This window comes from Streptomyces sp. NPDC086023, from assembly GCF_044540325.1.
GTDB lineage: Bacteria > Actinomycetota > Actinomycetes > Streptomycetales > Streptomycetaceae > Streptomyces.
Genome location: NZ_JBITRX010000013.1, coordinates 231,443 through 246,803 on the forward strand (window position 1 = coordinate 231,443; position 15,361 = coordinate 246,803).

Sequence of the window (15,361 nt, forward strand, 5' to 3'; positions counted from 1 at the left end):
GTGAGGGGGAGACCCGTATGACGTACCTGAGCCTCGCCGAGGTCGAGCAGATCGCCCGTGCCGCCCACGAGGGCCAGACCGACAAGGCCGGCCGGCCCTACGCCGAGCACCTCGCGGCCGTCGCCGAGGGCGTCCGCGCCCGCGGCGGCAGCGAGGCGCAGCGGGCCGCGGCCTGGCTGCACGACTCCGTCGAGGACGATCGGCTGTCCGTCGAGTGGCTGGATTCCGCCCCTCTCCCGGCAGAGGTCAAGGCCATGGTCCTGGCCGTGACCAAGCGCCCCGGCGAGCCCGCCGAGGAGTACGCCGCGCGCATCCTCGCGACCCCCGGCGCGCTCCTCGTCAAGGAGGCGGACCTCGCGCACAACGCGGACCCCGCACGGCAGGCGGTGCTCGACGCCGCGACCCGGGAGCGGCTCACCGCCAAGTACGCCGGGATGCGCGCGCTACTGGGCCTGCCGGCCGGGCCGCAGGGGTGAAATATGCCTGAAGCAGGTCGAGTTGGCCGGATTCTGCTGTCCACGATTCGTCACGGGGCGGATAGCACCGGCCACTTGGTGGCACGATGAGGGCATGGGGGTGTGCGCGGTCGTATGCCCCGGGCCGACAGGGACGACCGAGGGTGTGATGAGTAATGGCCATTTCGCTGTCAGTGGTGGTGCTGTTGGCGATCATTCTGGTGGTGCTGATCCGTGGCAACCACCTCAAGGCCGGCCCCGCCGTCGTCGCGGTCCTCTTCGGCTTCTTCCTGGCGTCCAGCTCCATCGCGCCGGACGTCAACAGATTCCTGACCTCCCTCGCGGACACCATCGCCGGCATCAAGCTCTAGGCCGTGTCCCGCGGATCGGGCCGGGCCCGCGGCGCGATCCGCAGGACACGGCCCGGAACGCGAAGAGCCGGCCCCCGAGGGGGACCGGCTCTTCGTCATCGGAGCGGGCGACGGGAATCGAACCCGCGTAGCTAGTTTGGAAGACTAGGGCTCTACCATTGAGCTACGCCCGCACTGCGAAGCACCGCAGGTCACGCGACCGCGGTACGCACTGCATCCTAGCGGGTCCCGGGCGCCGGGCGCACACCCCATTCCAGGCGGCGGAACACGCGCGTCGGAGCGTCCGCGGGCATGTACCCTACGTGTCGCACCGACGGGGTGTGGCGCAGCTTGGTAGCGCGTCCGCTTTGGGAGCGGAAGGTCGTCGGTTCGAATCCGGCCACCCCGACCACCTTGCACCACCTTGATCGCGTTGTGGGCCGACTCGTGCTTGCGGTTACTATGCAAGCTGCGTGCCCGTGTGTCTGATGTGCCGGGCCCGATCCGCTGATCCGCTGATACGCAGCATCGGCAGAACCCCCAGAAGTCAGCCACAAGGAGACCGAACCGTGAAGAGCGCCGTGGAGACCCTGAACCCGACCCGGGTTCGGCTCACTGTCGAGGTGCCCTTCGAGGAGCTCAAGGACAGCCTCGACGCGGCGTACAAGAAGATCAACCAGCAGGTCACGGTCAAGGGCTTCCGCAAGGGCAAGATCCCGGCCCGGGTCATCGACCAGCGCTTCGGCCGCGGTGCCGTCCTGGAGGAGGCCGTCAACGACGCCCTCCCGAAGTTCTACACCGCCGCGGTCAACGAGGCCGAGCTGAACGTCCTCGGCCAGCCCGAGGTCGACATCACGGAGCTGAAGGACGGCGAGACGCTGAACTTCACCGCCGAGGTCGACGTCCGCCCCGCCATCGAGATCCCGGACTACACCGGCATCGAGGTCGAGGTCGACGCGGTCGAGGTCACCGACGAGGACGTCGAGAAGTCGGTCGAGCAGCTGCGCAACCGCTTCGCGTCCACCAACCCGGTCGAGCGCGCCGCCGCCGAGGGCGACGTCGTCACGATCGACCTCGAGGCCAAGGTCGACGGCGAGGTGCTGCCCGACGGCGTCGCCTCCGACGTCTCGTACACCATCGGTTCCGGCGAGCTGCTCGACGGCATCGACGAGGCCGTGACCGGCCTGGAGGCCGGCGGCGAGGCCACCTTCACCTCGCAGCTGAAGGGCGGCTCCGCCGAGGGCAAGGACGCCGAGGTCACCGTCAAGGTCACCCAGGTCTCCGCCCGTGAGGTGCCGGAGCTCGACGACGAGTTCGCCCAGCTGGCGAGCGAGTTCGACACCCTTGAGGACCTGAAGGCGGACAGCCGCAAGCGCCTCGAGAACATGAAGCAGTACGACCAGGCCACGCAGGCCCAGGAGCGCGTCCTGGAGAAGCTGCTGGAGCTCGTCGAGGTGCCGATCCCCGAGAAGCTGCTCGAGGACGAGATCAACACCCGCAAGCACAACCTGGAGCACCACCAGCTCGGCCAGATGGGCCTGACCCTCGAGAAGTACCTCGAGTTCCAGGGCAAGACGGTCGAGGAGTTCGACGCCGAGACCAAGGAAGCCGCGGTCAAGGGCATCAAGACGCAGTTCGTCCTCGACGAGCTCGTCAACAAGGAGAAGCTGAACGTGAACCAGGAGGAGCTCACCGAGCACCTCATGCGTCGCGCCGCCTCCTCCGGCATGTCCCCCGACCAGTTCGCCCAGGCCGTCGTCGAGGGCGGCCAGGTCCCGATGCTGGTCGGCGAGGTCGCCCGCGGCAAGGCCCTCGCGGTCGTCGTCGAGGCCGCCAAGGTCACCGACACCAACGGCAACGAGGTCGACCTGTCCGACGAGGACGAGGAAGAGATCGCCGAGGCCGTCGTCGAGGCCGCCGAGGGTGCCTCCGACGAGGACGAGGCCAAGTAAGGCCCCGGGTCGCGACGGGCCGCACACGGCCCGCCGGAGCCCCGTACGGAGGGCCCGGACGCAGCAGCGTCCGGGCCCTCCGGCGTACCCCCTGCCGGGCGCCCGAGGGCGCCCGCGGGCCGGGAACGGAAGCCGCCGGAGGCCGTACGCACCTTGCGCTCCCAGCGAACAGTTCGGGAAGCGGGATGGCGTTGTCCGACCTGCGCGTTAGGGTCCATGAATACGAGGGCACTGCCCTCTGAACGAGACGCTGAGACGGCCGACGACCGGCCGTCGGAGACGAGCAGGTGGATACGTGACGAATCTGATGCCTTACGCCGCGGGTGAGCCGTCCATCGGTGGTGGCCTCGGCGACCATGTCTACAACCGGCTGCTCGGCGAGCGCATCATCTTCCTCGGCCAGCAGGTCGACGACGAGATCGCCAACAAGATCACGGCGCAGCTGCTCCTCCTCGCGGCCGACCCCGAGAAGGACATCTACCTGTACATCAACAGCCCCGGCGGCTCCGTCACCGCGGGCATGGCGATCTACGACACCATGCAGTTCATCCCGAACGACGTGGTCACCATCGGCATGGGCATGGCCGCCTCCATGGGCCAGTTCCTGCTGACCGGCGGCACCGCGGGCAAGCGCTTCGCCCTGCCGAACACCGACATCCTGATGCACCAGGGCTCGGCGGGCATCGGCGGCACCGCCTCGGACATCAAGATCCAGGCCCAGTACCTGCTGCGCACCAAGCAGCGGATGGCCGAGATCACCGCGCTCCACTCCGGCCAGACCGTCGAGGCGATCATCCGCGACGGCGACCGCGACCGCTGGTTCACCGCGGAGGAGGCCAAGGAGTACGGCCTCATCGACGAGATCATCTCTGCCGCGTCCAGCGCGCCGGGCGGCGGCGGCACCGGAGCCTGATCCCGGCCCCGCGCCCCCAGCCGACAGCCCCCGCAGAACGCCACAGGATGGTGAACACCCACATGCAGAACAACTTCTCCGCGAGCGGCCTCTACACCGGCGCCCCCGTGGACAACCGCTACGTCGTCCCGCGCTTCGTCGAGCGCACCTCGCAGGGCATCCGCGAGTACGACCCGTACGCGAAGCTCTTCGAGGAGCGCGTGATCTTCCTCGGCGTGCAGATCGACGACGCCTCCGCCAACGACGTCATGGCGCAGCTGCTGTGCCTGGAGTCGATGGACCCGGACCGCGACATCTCGATCTACATCAACAGCCCGGGCGGCTCGTTCACCGCGCTGACCGCCATCTACGACACGATGCAGTTCGTGAAGCCGGACATCCAGACGGTCTGCATGGGCCAGGCCGCCTCCGCCGCCGCCGTCCTGCTCGCCGCCGGCACCCCCGGCAAGCGCATGGCCCTGCCGAACGCCCGCGTGCTGATCCACCAGCCGTCCGGCGGCACCGGCCGTGAGCAGCTCTCCGACCTGGAGATCGCGGCCAACGAGATCCTCCGTATGCGTGACCAGCTGGAGTCCATGCTGGCCAAGCACTCCTCGACGCCGATCGAGAAGATCCGCGAGGACATCGAGCGCGACAAGATCCTCACCGCCGAGGACGCGCTGGCCTACGGCCTGATCGACCAGATCATCTCCACCCGGAAGATGAACAACATCTGATCCTCGCGGCCCCTTGGCGTGGTTCACTTCGCCGCTCCGGCGAAGTGAACCACGTCAAGGGGGCCCCGTACCGGGGCCCCGGCAGGGTACCGTCGGATATGAGGCACCAGGAGCGCTGAACCAAGCGTCTCCCAGGCGAAGGGGAAGCACCTCGTGGCACGCATCGGTGACGGCGGCGACCTGCTCAAGTGCTCGTTCTGCGGAAAGAGCCAGAAGCAGGTGAAGAAGCTCATCGCAGGCCCCGGTGTGTACATCTGCGACGAGTGCATCGACCTCTGCAACGAGATCATCGAAGAGGAACTCGCGGAGACCTCCGAGGTCAGGTGGGAGGAACTCCCCAAGCCGCGCGAGATCTACGAGTTCCTGGAGAGCTACGTCGTCGGGCAGGAGCCCGCGAAGAAGGCGCTCTCCGTCGCGGTGTACAACCACTACAAGCGCGTCCAGGCCGGCGAGAACGGCGGCGCGCAGGGCAGGGACGACGCGATCGAGCTCGCGAAGTCCAACATCCTGCTCCTCGGCCCGACCGGCTCCGGCAAGACGCTGCTCGCGCAGACGCTCGCCCGGATGCTGAACGTCCCGTTCGCCATCGCCGACGCCACGGCGCTGACGGAGGCGGGGTACGTCGGCGAGGACGTCGAGAACATCCTGCTCAAGCTGATCCAGGCGGCCGACTACGACGTCAAGAAGGCCGAGACCGGGATCATCTACATCGACGAGATCGACAAGGTCGCCCGCAAGAGCGAGAACCCGTCGATCACGCGTGACGTCTCGGGCGAGGGCGTGCAGCAGGCCCTGCTCAAGATCCTGGAGGGGACCACCGCGTCGGTCCCGCCGCAGGGCGGCCGCAAGCACCCGCACCAGGAGTTCATCCAGATCGACACGACGAACGTGCTGTTCATCGTGGGCGGCGCCTTCGCCGGCCTGGAGAAGATCATCGAGTCCCGGGCGGGTGCCAAGGGCATCGGCTTCGGCGCGACGATCCGCTCCAAGCGGGAGATCGAGGCGAGCGACCAGTTCCAGGAGGTCATGCCGGAGGACCTGGTGAAGTTCGGGATGATCCCCGAGTTCATCGGCCGCCTCCCGGTCATCACGAGCGTCCACAACCTGGACCGGGAAGCCCTCCTCCAGATCCTCGTCGAGCCGCGCAACGCGCTGGTGAAGCAGTACCAGCGGCTCTTCGAACTCGACGGCGTGGAGCTGGACTTCGAGCGCGAGGCGCTGGAGGCCATCGCCGACCAGGCCATCCTCCGCCAGACCGGCGCGCGCGGCCTGCGCGCCATCATGGAAGAGGTCCTGATGTCGGTGATGTACGAGGTCCCGTCCCGCAAGGACGTGGCCCGCGTGGTGATCACCGCCGACGTGGTCCGCTCCAACGTGAACCCGACCCTCGTCCCCCGCATCGTCCCCAAGGACCAGGGCCCGCACGAGAAGTCGGCCTAACGGCACCGGCACCCGAAGCAGAAGGGGCGCCCCTCCCACCCGGGAGGGGCGCCCCTTCTCGATCTGCCGGTCAGACCTTGGTGCGGGACGTGCTGTAGAGCTTCGCCGCCAGGGCGGAGACGTCCTCCAGGGAGGCGCTGGCGCCGCCGAGGAGGGCGACCGTCGGGTCGACGACGTTGACCGCCACCAGGGTGGAGTAGTCGCCCCAGACGCAGGCCGGAGCCTGGATCTCCTTGGGGGCCTTCTCCATGCCGGGGATGTCCTTGACCTTGGTGGCCTTGAGGTTGGCGCACTTCATCACGGCGCCCTCGAAGCCGGCCGGGTGGAAGTCGCGCGGGCTGCCCACCACTTCGTACCGGTAGGCCGCCTTGTTGGCCTCCGGGTCCTTGCCGAGGTTGTCGAAGTAGTTGTCGACGGCCTTCTCGGGGTCGGCGATCTGGCCCCAAAGGCCGTTGGCGGCAAGCTGCTTGGCCTTGGCGCTGGTGCCGTTCGAGTAATTCGCGCCCGCGCTGTGCGGGTCCTTCACGCCCAGAGCCTCGGCCTTGGCCTTGCCTTCCGGCTTCATCTCCTGGTCCGCGGGGTCTGCCGCGCCCACCGGGCGCTTGTACGCGTCCACCGACGCCGGGAACGCCAGCTTGTAGCCCTTGGTGTCGTCCGAGATCGACGCGCCGCTGCCCTTCAGGAACCACCACGCGCCGCCGGCCACGACGGCCAGGACCACCACGACCGCCAGGACCGCGCCGCCCTTGCCCTTCTTCGGCGGGGCCGGGGGCTGCATGCCGTACGGCGGCTGCGGCTGGCCCGGGAACTGCTGCTGCGGCGGGTACGCGTAGCCCTGCTGCGGCGGGACGCCCTGGGGGGCCTGCTGCGGGTAGCCGTACCCGGGCGCGGGCTGGCCGGGCTGCTGCGGGTAGCCGTATCCCGGCTGCGGGGCCGGCGGCTGCTGCCCGTACGGGTTCGGCTGGCCGCCGTACGGCCCCGGCTGCTGGGGACCCGGTCCGCCGTACGGGCCCGGCTGGTTGTAGCTCATGTCCTGCGTTCCCCTCCAGGATTCCTTTATCTACTGCTCACATCCTGGCGGAAGCCCCGCGCCGCGACGGCGCCGGGGCCCCGGGGATTCGGTGATCAGTACGAGACCGTTACCGCACGTGCGGGGTGCGATACGCGCATCCGGTGCCGTTCCCGGATCTTCCGGGCGTATCCGGCGCGATCGCGGCTTCGCGGCCCAACTGCCACCGCCGGGCGGGCCCCTGCGCGGGCGCCGGTATCGATTCGATTCGGGGGCGAGCCCGCCTCTAAACTGTGTCCGTGACCGAGAACACGCAGACACCCAGCAGCCCCAACTCCGAACTGCCGACCCAGTACGCGCCGGCCGAGGTAGAGGGGAAGCTCTACGAGCGCTGGGTAGAGCGCGGTTACTTCGAGGCCGACGAGAACAGCGACAAGCCCGCCTACACCATCGTCATCCCGCCGCCGAACGTCACCGGCAGCCTGCACCTCGGGCACGCCTTCGAGCACACGCTCATCGACGCCCTCACGCGCCGCAAGCGCATGCAGGGCTACGAGACGCTGTGGCAGCCCGGCATGGACCACGCCGGCATCGCGACCCAGAACGTCGTCGAGCGCGAGCTCGCCAAGGAGGGCAAGTCCCGCCACGACCTGGGCCGTGAGGCGTTCGTCGAGCGCGTCTGGCAGTGGAAGGCCGAGTCCGGCGGCCAGATCTCGGGCCAGATGCGCCGCCTCGGCGACGGCGTCGACTGGTCCCGCGAGCGCTTCACCATGGACGAGGGCCTGTCCCAGGCCGTCCAGACCATCTTCAAGAAGCTCTACGACGACGAGCTGATCTACCGCGCCGAGCGCATCATCAACTGGTGCCCGCGCTGCCTCACGGCGATCTCGGACATCGAGGTCGAGTACCAGGACGACGACGGCGAGCTCGTCTCCATCCGGTACGGCGAGGGCGACGCGTCCATCGTCGTCGCGACGACCCGCGCCGAGACGATGCTCGGCGACACCGCCGTCGCCGTCCACCCGGAGGACGAGCGCTACAAGCACCTCGTCGGCACCGAGATCGAGCTGCCCCTGACCGGCCGTCGCATCCCGGTCGTCGCCGACGAGCACGTCGACCCCGAGTTCGGCACCGGTGCCGTCAAGGTCACCCCGGCGCACGACCCCAACGACTTCGAGATCGGCCAGCGCCACGACCTGCCGAGCCTCGCCGTCATGGACGAGCGCGCGGTCATCACGGCCCACGGCCCCTTCCAGGGCCTGGACCGCCTGGAGGCCCGTTCCGCCATCGTCGCCGCGCTGCGCGCCGAGGGCCGGATCGTCGCCGAGAAGCGCCCGTACGTCCACTCCGTCGGCCACTGTTCGCGCTGCAAGACCACCATCGAGCCGCGCCTGTCGATGCAGTGGTGGGTCAAGGTCGGTCCGCTCGCGAAGGCCGCCGGTGACGCGGTCCGCGACGGCAAGGTCAAGATCCACCCGCAGGAGATGGAGAAGCGGTACTTCGACTGGGTCGACAACCTCCACGACTGGTGCATCTCGCGCCAGCTGTGGTGGGGCCACCGCATCCCGGTCTGGTACGGCCCGAACGGCGAGGTCGTCTGCGTCGGACCGGACGAGCAGCCGCCGACGGGCGAGGGCTGGCGTCAGGACACCGACGTCCTCGACACCTGGTTCTCGTCCGGCCTGTGGCCGTTCTCCACGCTCGGCTGGCCGGAGCAGACCCCGAGCCTGGCGAAGTTCTACCCGAACTCCGTCCTGGTCACCGGCTACGACATCCTCTTCTTCTGGGTCGCCCGGATGATGATGTTCGGCCTGTACGCGATGGACGGCACCCCGCCGTTCCACACCATCGCCCTGCACGGCATGGTCCGCGACCAGTTCGGCAAGAAGATGTCGAAGTCCTTCGGCAACGCGGTCAACCCGCTGGACTGGATGAACGAGTACGGCTCCGACGCCGTCCGCTTCACCCTGGCCAACGGCGCCAACCCGGGCGTCGACGTCCCGATCGGCGAGGACTGGGTCAAGGCCTCCCGGAACTTCGCCAACAAGATCTGGAACGCCACCCGCTTCGCGCTGATGAACGGCGCGACGATCGAGGGCGAGCTGCCCCCGGTCGAGCAGCAGTCCGCGACGGACCGCTGGATCCTGTCCCGCCTCAACAAGACCGTCGCGCAGGTCGACGCGTACTACGAGGACTACCAGTTCGCGAAGCTCAGCGACGCGCTGTACCACTTCGCGTGGGACGAGGTCTTCGACTGGTACGTCGAGCTGTCGAAGACCACGTTCTTCGCGGGCGGCGAGCAGGCCAAGGTCTCCGGCCGGGTCCTCGGCGAGGTCCTGGACGTCATGCTGCGCCTGCTGCACCCGGTCGTCCCGTTCGTCACCGAGACGCTGTGGACCACCCTCACGGGCCGCGAGTCCATCGTGATCGCCGAGTGGCCCACCGACAGCGGCTTCCGCGACGAGGCCGCCGAGGCCGAGATCGAGAACCTCCAGCAGGTCGTCACCGAGGTCCGCCGCTTCCGCGCCGACCAGGGCCTGCAGCCGGGCCAGAAGGTTCCGGCCCGCCTCGACCTCGCGGGCACCCCGCTGGCCGAGCACGAGGGTGCGATCCGTCAGCTGCTGCGCCTCCAGCCGGAGGGCGAGGGCTTCAGCGCCACCGCCACCCTGCCGGTCGCCGGTGCCACGGTCGCCCTCGACCTGTCCGGCACGATCGACGTCGCGGCCGAGCGCAAGCGTCTGGCCAAGGACCTCGCCGCGGCCGAGAAGGAGAAGGCGCAGGCGGAGGCCAAGCTGGGGAACGAGGCGTTCCTGGCCAAGGCCCCCGACAACGTCGTGGACAAGATCAAGGGCCGACTGGCCAAGGCCGAGGCGGACATCGCCCGGATCCAGGCGCAGCTGGCGGCGCTGCCGGCCGCGTAGGGCCGGTACGCACGAAGAAGCACGAAGAAGGGGAAGGCCCCCACCCGGCAGCTCGGGTGGGGGCCTTCCCCTTTCGCGGAGGGCTCCGGACTACGCGTCCCGGCGCCGGCGCCGACGCCACAGCGGCCGGGCCAGTACGCCCGCCACCGCCAGGGCGCCCAGGCCGGTGGCCGCGAGGCCCGGCTTCAGGCCCGGCGGGGTGTACGAGCAGGAGACGCGGTCGGCGCCGGCGCCCAGCGGCACGCCGAGCAGGCCCTGGTAGGAGACCGGGGTGCGGGCGGCGCCGCCGTTCACCGAGCAGGTCCAGCCCTGGATCGCCGGGGTGGCGACGACGGCGGTGCCGGTGGCGCCCTCGGGCAGCCGGGCCTCGATGGAGTGGCCGCCGACGTCGACCCGGTCGGGCGTGGGCGAGGCGGAGCGCACGGCCTGGACGGCGGTGTTGAAGGCCTTGGGGTTCAGGCAGCCGACGGCGTCGTCGGGCAGCACCTGGCCGGGCCTGGTCGCGCCGAGGGCGAAGCGGAACGTTCCGTCGGCGGGGACGGTGCCCAGCGGCTTGACGGGGTTGAGGACGACCGGCGGGTGCGCCGTGTTGTTCTGGACCTCGCCGCCGTCGCCCACGGACTGGCCGTAGAACCCGGGGGCGTACAGGAAGGCCTGGTCGCCGGGGGTGCACTGGGCGGAGAAGGTGCTCCAGGCCTCGCCCTTGGCGGGCTGCCCGAGCTGCCGGCCCGCGGGGACGTGGCCGCCGACCGGGCCCTTCTCGTACTTCAGGGCCGGGACGGTGTAGACCTTCGCGCCGAGCGCGGCCTGCCGGTGCGCCCAGACGGAGCCGGCCGGGGCGCCGTACGCCTGGTCGGTGCCGGGGGAGCGCAGGCTGAACAGCGGCAGAGCGGGGACGTCGCGGGCGGTGACGCCGCGGCCGTCCGGGGCTTTCTCCAGCAGGGTGCCGGTGCCGAACAGCGCGTGTAGGAAGGGGTCGCCGGCGGTGCGCAGGTTGCGGCCGCCCATGGCGTAGCCGATGCCCAGGTCGCGCAGGCCGGTCGCGGCCTCCTTGGTGACGTAGCTGCTGTAGTAGCCGCCCGCCTGGATGCCGAGCAGCATCGGGTCGTTGTTGGTGACGAAGATGCCGGGGGTGATGCCGGTGCGGGAGCGGGGCCAGTCCTGGTGGGCGGCTGCGGCCTCGCGGGTGTCGTGGGCCAGCCGGTTCAGGGTGGAGGCCTCGGTGTAGCCGCGGCGCGCGGGGTCGAACTCCACGTGGGTGCCGTACACGGCGTACGAGGTGAGGGCGAGGGTGCTCAGGGCCAGGGCGCCGACCACGAGGGTGCGGGCCCAGCGCCGCAGGCCGCCCGCGTACAGCAGGAGCAGCGCGGTGACGACGGCGCCGCCGACGAGGGTGCCCCGGACCGCGTACGTGTTGACGGGCTGGGTGCCGCGGGTCAGCAGCAGCACGCCGCCGAGCAGGACGGCCCCGCCCAGCAGGGCGCGGCGGCGGGGCATGTGGGCGAGGCAGATCCAGGCGGCCATCACCAGGAGCCCGCTGAGGACGAAGCTCTCGCGGAAGGGCGAGCCGTGGGGGAGGGTGAAGCCCTGCCAGATCTTGGCGGTGGGCGTCCACACGAAGGACAGCGCGGTCAGCACGATCAGGGCCGGCCAGGCCGCGCGCTCGCGGACGCGGACCCGGGACTGGAAGGGCAGGGCCAGGACGAGCAGCAGCACGAGCACGCCGGCGAACACGTTGGGCGCGGCGGGTTCGGGCACGGTGCCCGGCAGCAGCAGGCCGAGGAAGGTCAGCGGCTCGGTGGCGACGCTGACGACGTAGCTGTCGGAGGGCTGCGCCTGGGCGCTGGCCAGGCCGGACACCAGGACGGCGGGTGCGGCCAGCAGCAGGCCGGCGACGGCCATGGTGCTCGCCCGCCACATGACGCGGCCTCGGGTGCGCCAGTCGGCGTCGGTGACCGCCAGCCGCAGGAGGAGGACCAGGACGGCGCCGATGGTGGCCATGGCCGCGCTGTAGAAGTTGGCGTACCAGCACAGGGCGAAGAAGAGGGTGCCGAGGACCCAGCGGCGCTCGGTGAGGCAGAAGTCGGCGGCGATGCAGAGCAGCGGGAACGCGACCAGGCCCCACATCCACATGGGGACGATGCCGCCCTCGATGAGGGTCCAGCCGCAGACGGCGTAGCCGGTGCCGAGGAGGGCGCGCAGCCAGGGGGAGCCGGGGCGCAGGCGGCCGAGGAAGACCGTCATGACGGCCGCGGCGAGGCCGGTGCTGAGGAGGGTGACGAGGAAGACGGGGAGGTCGGCGTACTCGCGCGGGAAGAGGCCGGTCAGCAGGGAGAAGGGGTTGGCGAGGTAGGTGAAGAACTCGCCGAGGAAGCCGTTGCCGTAGCCGCTCTGCCAGTTGAAGAAGAGGTCGCCCTGGGCGGTGCCGTGCTGGAGGTCCCAGAGGTGGGCGTGGAAGGGCACGTACTGGTTGCGCAGGTCGTTCATCGCCCGCGAGCCCTGCCCGAAGGGGTAGGTGCCGTGGGCGGCCATGCCGATGCAGTACGCCGCCATGGACAGCACCGCCGATGCGAGGGCGGCGGCGGTGCCGCTGCCGCGCAGCCGGTCGGTGAACCGGGTGCCCGAGGCGGGCCGGCCGGGACCCTCCGGCGCAAGGCGCGCCGGGGTGGCGGCTGTGGGAGTCGTCATGGCGGTGGGTTCCCCGTACGGATCGAGTGTCCGGCCATCCCCCGGCCGAATCCAAAGTCATATCTTAGGGAAAGGTCTGGAACAGTCGGGCGCCGAAGCCAGGAGTACGAGGGCCCCGAACACCGCGTGGGCGGTCAGCGGCGGCAGCCAGTGCGGCACGGTCCGGAGCGGCGAACCCGGCCCCGCCACATGCCGCGTGACGTACCAGAACGTCGGAATCATCACCGCCCAGACCGCCATGCACCACGCTAGGCGGGCCGCGGCGCCCGCGGCAGAGCGGAAGGGCCGTGACCGGCGGGCCCAAGGTCCCGGAGTCCGGCGGCGACGTGCGGGACGAAGTGCCGGGACGAAGTGCCCTATCTCACGTCATTTGTCGCATTCACCGGGCCTGTCGGCGAGCCGGGCCTTGCCATGATGGAGGGCATGTTCGGCAAGCGCGGCGGTTCGGCCATCCAACGGATCCCGGCTGCCGTACGCCGTCTCACCGACCGCTGGGGCGCCTCCCCGCGGGCCCTCGACGCGCTCACCGCGCTCAGCTGCTTCGCCCTGATGGGCCTCGACCTGCCGGGCCTGGCGGCCGCCGACAACTCCCTCAACGGACCCACGGCCGCCCTCGTGCTCGCGGCCGGCGCGGCCACGCTGCTGGTGCGCCGCCGGGCGCCCTGGCTCGCGTACCTGACGGCGCTCCTCTTCATCGGCTGGCTGCACGAGCTGACCCTCGTCCAGTTCGCCCTCTACTCCCTGGGCCGCTACCGGGGGCGCCGGGCCGCGGTCGTGGGCACGGCCGTCTACGTCGGCTACGCCTACCTCCTCTTCAACCTCCCCGGCTGGCCCGCAGACCGGGCCGCCACCCTCAGCGCCTTCCTCGGACTGGTCGTGCCGATCGGCGTGCTCGCCGCGGCCGTCGGCATCGCCGCGTACCGCCAGGACCTGGTGCGCGAACTCGACGCGCGGCGCGCCGAGACCGCCGTACTCCAGGCCGTCCACCACGAGCGCACCTCCGTCGCCCGCGACGTCCACGACTTCGTCGGCCGCGAGCTGACCCTGCTCACCGTGCGCTCCGAGGTCCTCGCCCTGCGGGCGCGCGGCCAGTCGTACGAGAAGGACTTCGACGAGCTCGCCGAGACCGCCCGCCGCGCCCACCTGGTCCTGAACGACATCATCGTGCTGCGCGGCGAGCGGGTTTCCACCCCGGGCGTGGACGGGCTGGCGGCGCTGGCGGAGGAGAGCGGCCGCGCCGGATCGCCCGTACGCCTGCGCGTCGACGAGGCCGGCCGCGCCCTCTCGCCCCTGCGGCAGGCGGCGGTCTACCGCGTGGTCCAGGAGTGCCTGACCAACGCCGCCAAGCACGCCCGGGGCCAGGCCGTCGACGTCTCGATCGCGGCCGACGGCCCGCAGCTGCGGATCGCCGTCAGCAACCCGCTGCCGCCCCGCGACCGGACCGGCCGCGCCCCCGTCTCGTCCGGCTCGGGCACGGCCGGCATGTCGGAGCGGGTCAGCAGCCTCGGCGGCACCCTGACGGCCACGCGCACGGAGGACGCGTACGTGGTCGTCGCGACACTGCCCCGGGGCTGAGCCCGGCCGCCCCTCGCCGGAGCAGGCCGGCGAGCGAGCCGAAGGGGCGCGCCTGCGTCGGGAGAAGGAGCGCGCGGAAGCCCGCGAGGAACGAGCGGGTTGAGCACGGTCGACCGTCGACGCAGGCCTTCAGCGCCCCGGAGGCGAACCGAGCCCCATGAGGGCGAGCGCGTCCAGGTCCTCCACGCACTTCCCCGAGCCCAGCGCCACGCAGTCCAGCGGGTCGTCCGCCACGAAGACCGGGATGCCGGTCGCCGAGGCCAGCCGCAGGTCCAGGCCCGGCAGCAGGGCGCCCCCGCCGGTCAGCACGATGCCGTGCTCCATCACGTCGCCGGACAGCTCCGGCGGGCAGTCCTCCAGCGTCGCCCGGACCGCCTCGACGATCGCCTCCACCGGCTCGTCCAGCGCGGCCCGCACGTCCGGCGCCGTCAGCGAGAGCGTCTGCGGCATCCCGCCGACCTTCTCCCGCCCCCGCACGGTGAACGTCAGCGTCTCCAGTTCCGGCCGGTCCGGCACCGGCCAGGCCGAGCCGACGGCCACCTTCACGTCCTCCGCGGTGCGCTCGCCGACCAGCAGCCCGTGCTCCCTGCGGACGAAGTCCATGATCGCGGCGTCCATCCGGTCGCCCCCGACCCGCAGCGACCGGGACGTGACGATCCCGCCCAGCGAGATCACCGCGACCTCCGTCGTGCCCCCGCCGATGTCCACCACCATCGACCCGCGCGGCTCCGACACCGGCAGCCCCGCTCCGATCGCCGCCGCCATCGGCTCCTCTATCAGGTGCACGGTCCGCGCGCCCGCCCGCGTGGAGGCGTGCACGATGGCCCGCCGCTCCACCGGCGTCACCCCGCTCGGCACGCACACCACCATCCGGGTGCGCGGCCGGCGCCCCGGCACGGCCTTGCGCACGAAGTGCCGGATCATCTCCTCGGCCGCCTCGTAGTCGCAGATCACCCCGTCCTTCAGGGGACGGATCGCGGTGATGGAACCGGGGGTGCGGCCGATCGTCTCCTTGGCCTCGGTCCCCACGGCCAGCGCGGCGGTCGTGCCCGCCTTGACGGCGACCACGGACGGCTCATTCAGCACGATCCCGTGCCCCCTGGCGTAGACGAGGGTGTTCGCGGTCCCCAGGTCGATGCCGATGTCGCGGCTGGAAGCCGTCTTGTTGATGCTGGCCTGCGGCATTTGTTCCCCAATCCGTTGCCGCAAGGCTTGCATAACGATCCGGCCTCTCTTCCGGCCGAAGGTCCCGAAACGGCCGGGCCCGAAGTCCCGTCGGTCCCCGTCCGTAGACTGGACCCCGTGAGTGAGCAGCCCGAGGCCAACGACCGTTTTGACGATT

11 protein-coding genes and 2 tRNA genes are annotated in these 15,361 nt (G+C 70.9%); 9 read left to right on the plus strand and 4 right to left on the minus strand.

What is annotated here, in order from left to right; genetic code table 11:
* Positions 1-17 precede the first annotated feature (17 nt).
* Together ACIF6F_RS25285 and ACIF6F_RS25290 are read left to right on the plus strand one after the other, a co-directional pair.
* A complete protein-coding gene (locus ACIF6F_RS25285) occupies positions 18-476 on the plus strand; it encodes an HD domain-containing protein (RefSeq protein WP_399950695.1) in 459 nt (152 codons plus the stop codon).
* A gap of 155 nt (positions 477-631) precedes the next feature.
* Positions 632-826, plus strand: a complete 195-nt coding sequence (locus ACIF6F_RS25290; RefSeq protein WP_399950698.1) for a hypothetical protein — start codon at positions 632-634, stop codon at positions 824-826.
* Between the two features lie 102 nt (positions 827-928).
* Here the strand turns inward: ACIF6F_RS25290 and ACIF6F_RS25295 are convergent.
* Positions 929-999: transfer RNA gene (locus ACIF6F_RS25295), tRNA-Gly, on the minus strand.
* A gap of 141 nt (positions 1,000-1,140) precedes the next feature.
* Between ACIF6F_RS25295 and ACIF6F_RS25300 the strand changes: the two genes are divergently transcribed.
* The 5 genes from ACIF6F_RS25300 to clpX all read left to right on the plus strand — a co-directional run bounded on the left by ACIF6F_RS25300 (position 1,141) and on the right by clpX (position 5,826).
* Positions 1,141-1,217, plus strand: a tRNA-Pro gene (locus ACIF6F_RS25300).
* Between the two features lie 157 nt (positions 1,218-1,374).
* Complete coding sequence (gene tig / locus ACIF6F_RS25305; RefSeq protein WP_399950701.1) at positions 1,375-2,757, plus strand: trigger factor; 1,383 nt, start codon at positions 1,375-1,377, stop codon at positions 2,755-2,757.
* A gap of 295 nt (positions 2,758-3,052) precedes the next feature.
* Positions 3,053-3,670, plus strand: coding sequence for an ATP-dependent Clp protease proteolytic subunit (locus tag ACIF6F_RS25310; protein ID WP_399950704.1), 618 nt, complete (start codon positions 3,053-3,055; stop codon positions 3,668-3,670).
* Positions 3,671-3,717: 47 nt separating this feature from the next.
* Positions 3,718-4,386, plus strand: coding sequence for an ATP-dependent Clp protease proteolytic subunit (locus ACIF6F_RS25315; protein WP_399950707.1), 669 nt, complete (start codon positions 3,718-3,720; stop codon positions 4,384-4,386).
* Between the two features lie 153 nt (positions 4,387-4,539).
* Complete coding sequence (gene clpX / locus ACIF6F_RS25320; protein WP_007264060.1) at positions 4,540-5,826, plus strand: ATP-dependent Clp protease ATP-binding subunit ClpX; 1,287 nt, start codon at positions 4,540-4,542, stop codon at positions 5,824-5,826.
* 70 nt (positions 5,827-5,896) lie between these two features.
* Here the strand turns inward: clpX and ACIF6F_RS25325 are convergent, their stop codons facing one another.
* Positions 5,897-6,856 (minus strand): hypothetical protein, encoded by a 960-nt coding sequence (locus ACIF6F_RS25325; protein WP_399950712.1) that lies wholly within the window; start codon positions 6,854-6,856, stop codon positions 5,897-5,899.
* 278 nt (positions 6,857-7,134) lie between these two features.
* Here ACIF6F_RS25325 and ACIF6F_RS25330 point away from each other — a divergent pair, with 278 nt between their 5' ends.
* Complete coding sequence (locus ACIF6F_RS25330) at positions 7,135-9,756, plus strand: valine--tRNA ligase (RefSeq protein ID WP_399950715.1); 2,622 nt, start codon at positions 7,135-7,137, stop codon at positions 9,754-9,756.
* A gap of 90 nt (positions 9,757-9,846) precedes the next feature.
* Here the strand turns inward: ACIF6F_RS25330 and ACIF6F_RS25335 are convergent, their stop codons facing one another.
* Positions 9,847-12,444: a YfhO family protein gene (locus ACIF6F_RS25335; RefSeq protein ID WP_399950718.1), complete on the minus strand. Its 2,598-nt coding sequence runs from the start codon at positions 12,442-12,444 to the stop codon at positions 9,847-9,849.
* 423 nt (positions 12,445-12,867) lie between these two features.
* Between ACIF6F_RS25335 and ACIF6F_RS25340 the strand changes: the two genes are divergently transcribed.
* Positions 12,868-14,019, plus strand: coding sequence for a sensor histidine kinase (locus ACIF6F_RS25340; RefSeq protein WP_399950721.1), 1,152 nt, complete (start codon positions 12,868-12,870; stop codon positions 14,017-14,019).
* 129 nt (positions 14,020-14,148) lie between these two features.
* Here ACIF6F_RS25340 and ACIF6F_RS25345 read toward each other — a convergent pair whose 3' ends face one another.
* Positions 14,149-15,204, minus strand: a complete 1,056-nt coding sequence (locus ACIF6F_RS25345; RefSeq protein ID WP_399950724.1) for a rod shape-determining protein — start codon at positions 15,202-15,204, stop codon at positions 14,149-14,151.
* Between the last annotated feature and the right edge of the window lie 157 nt (positions 15,205-15,361).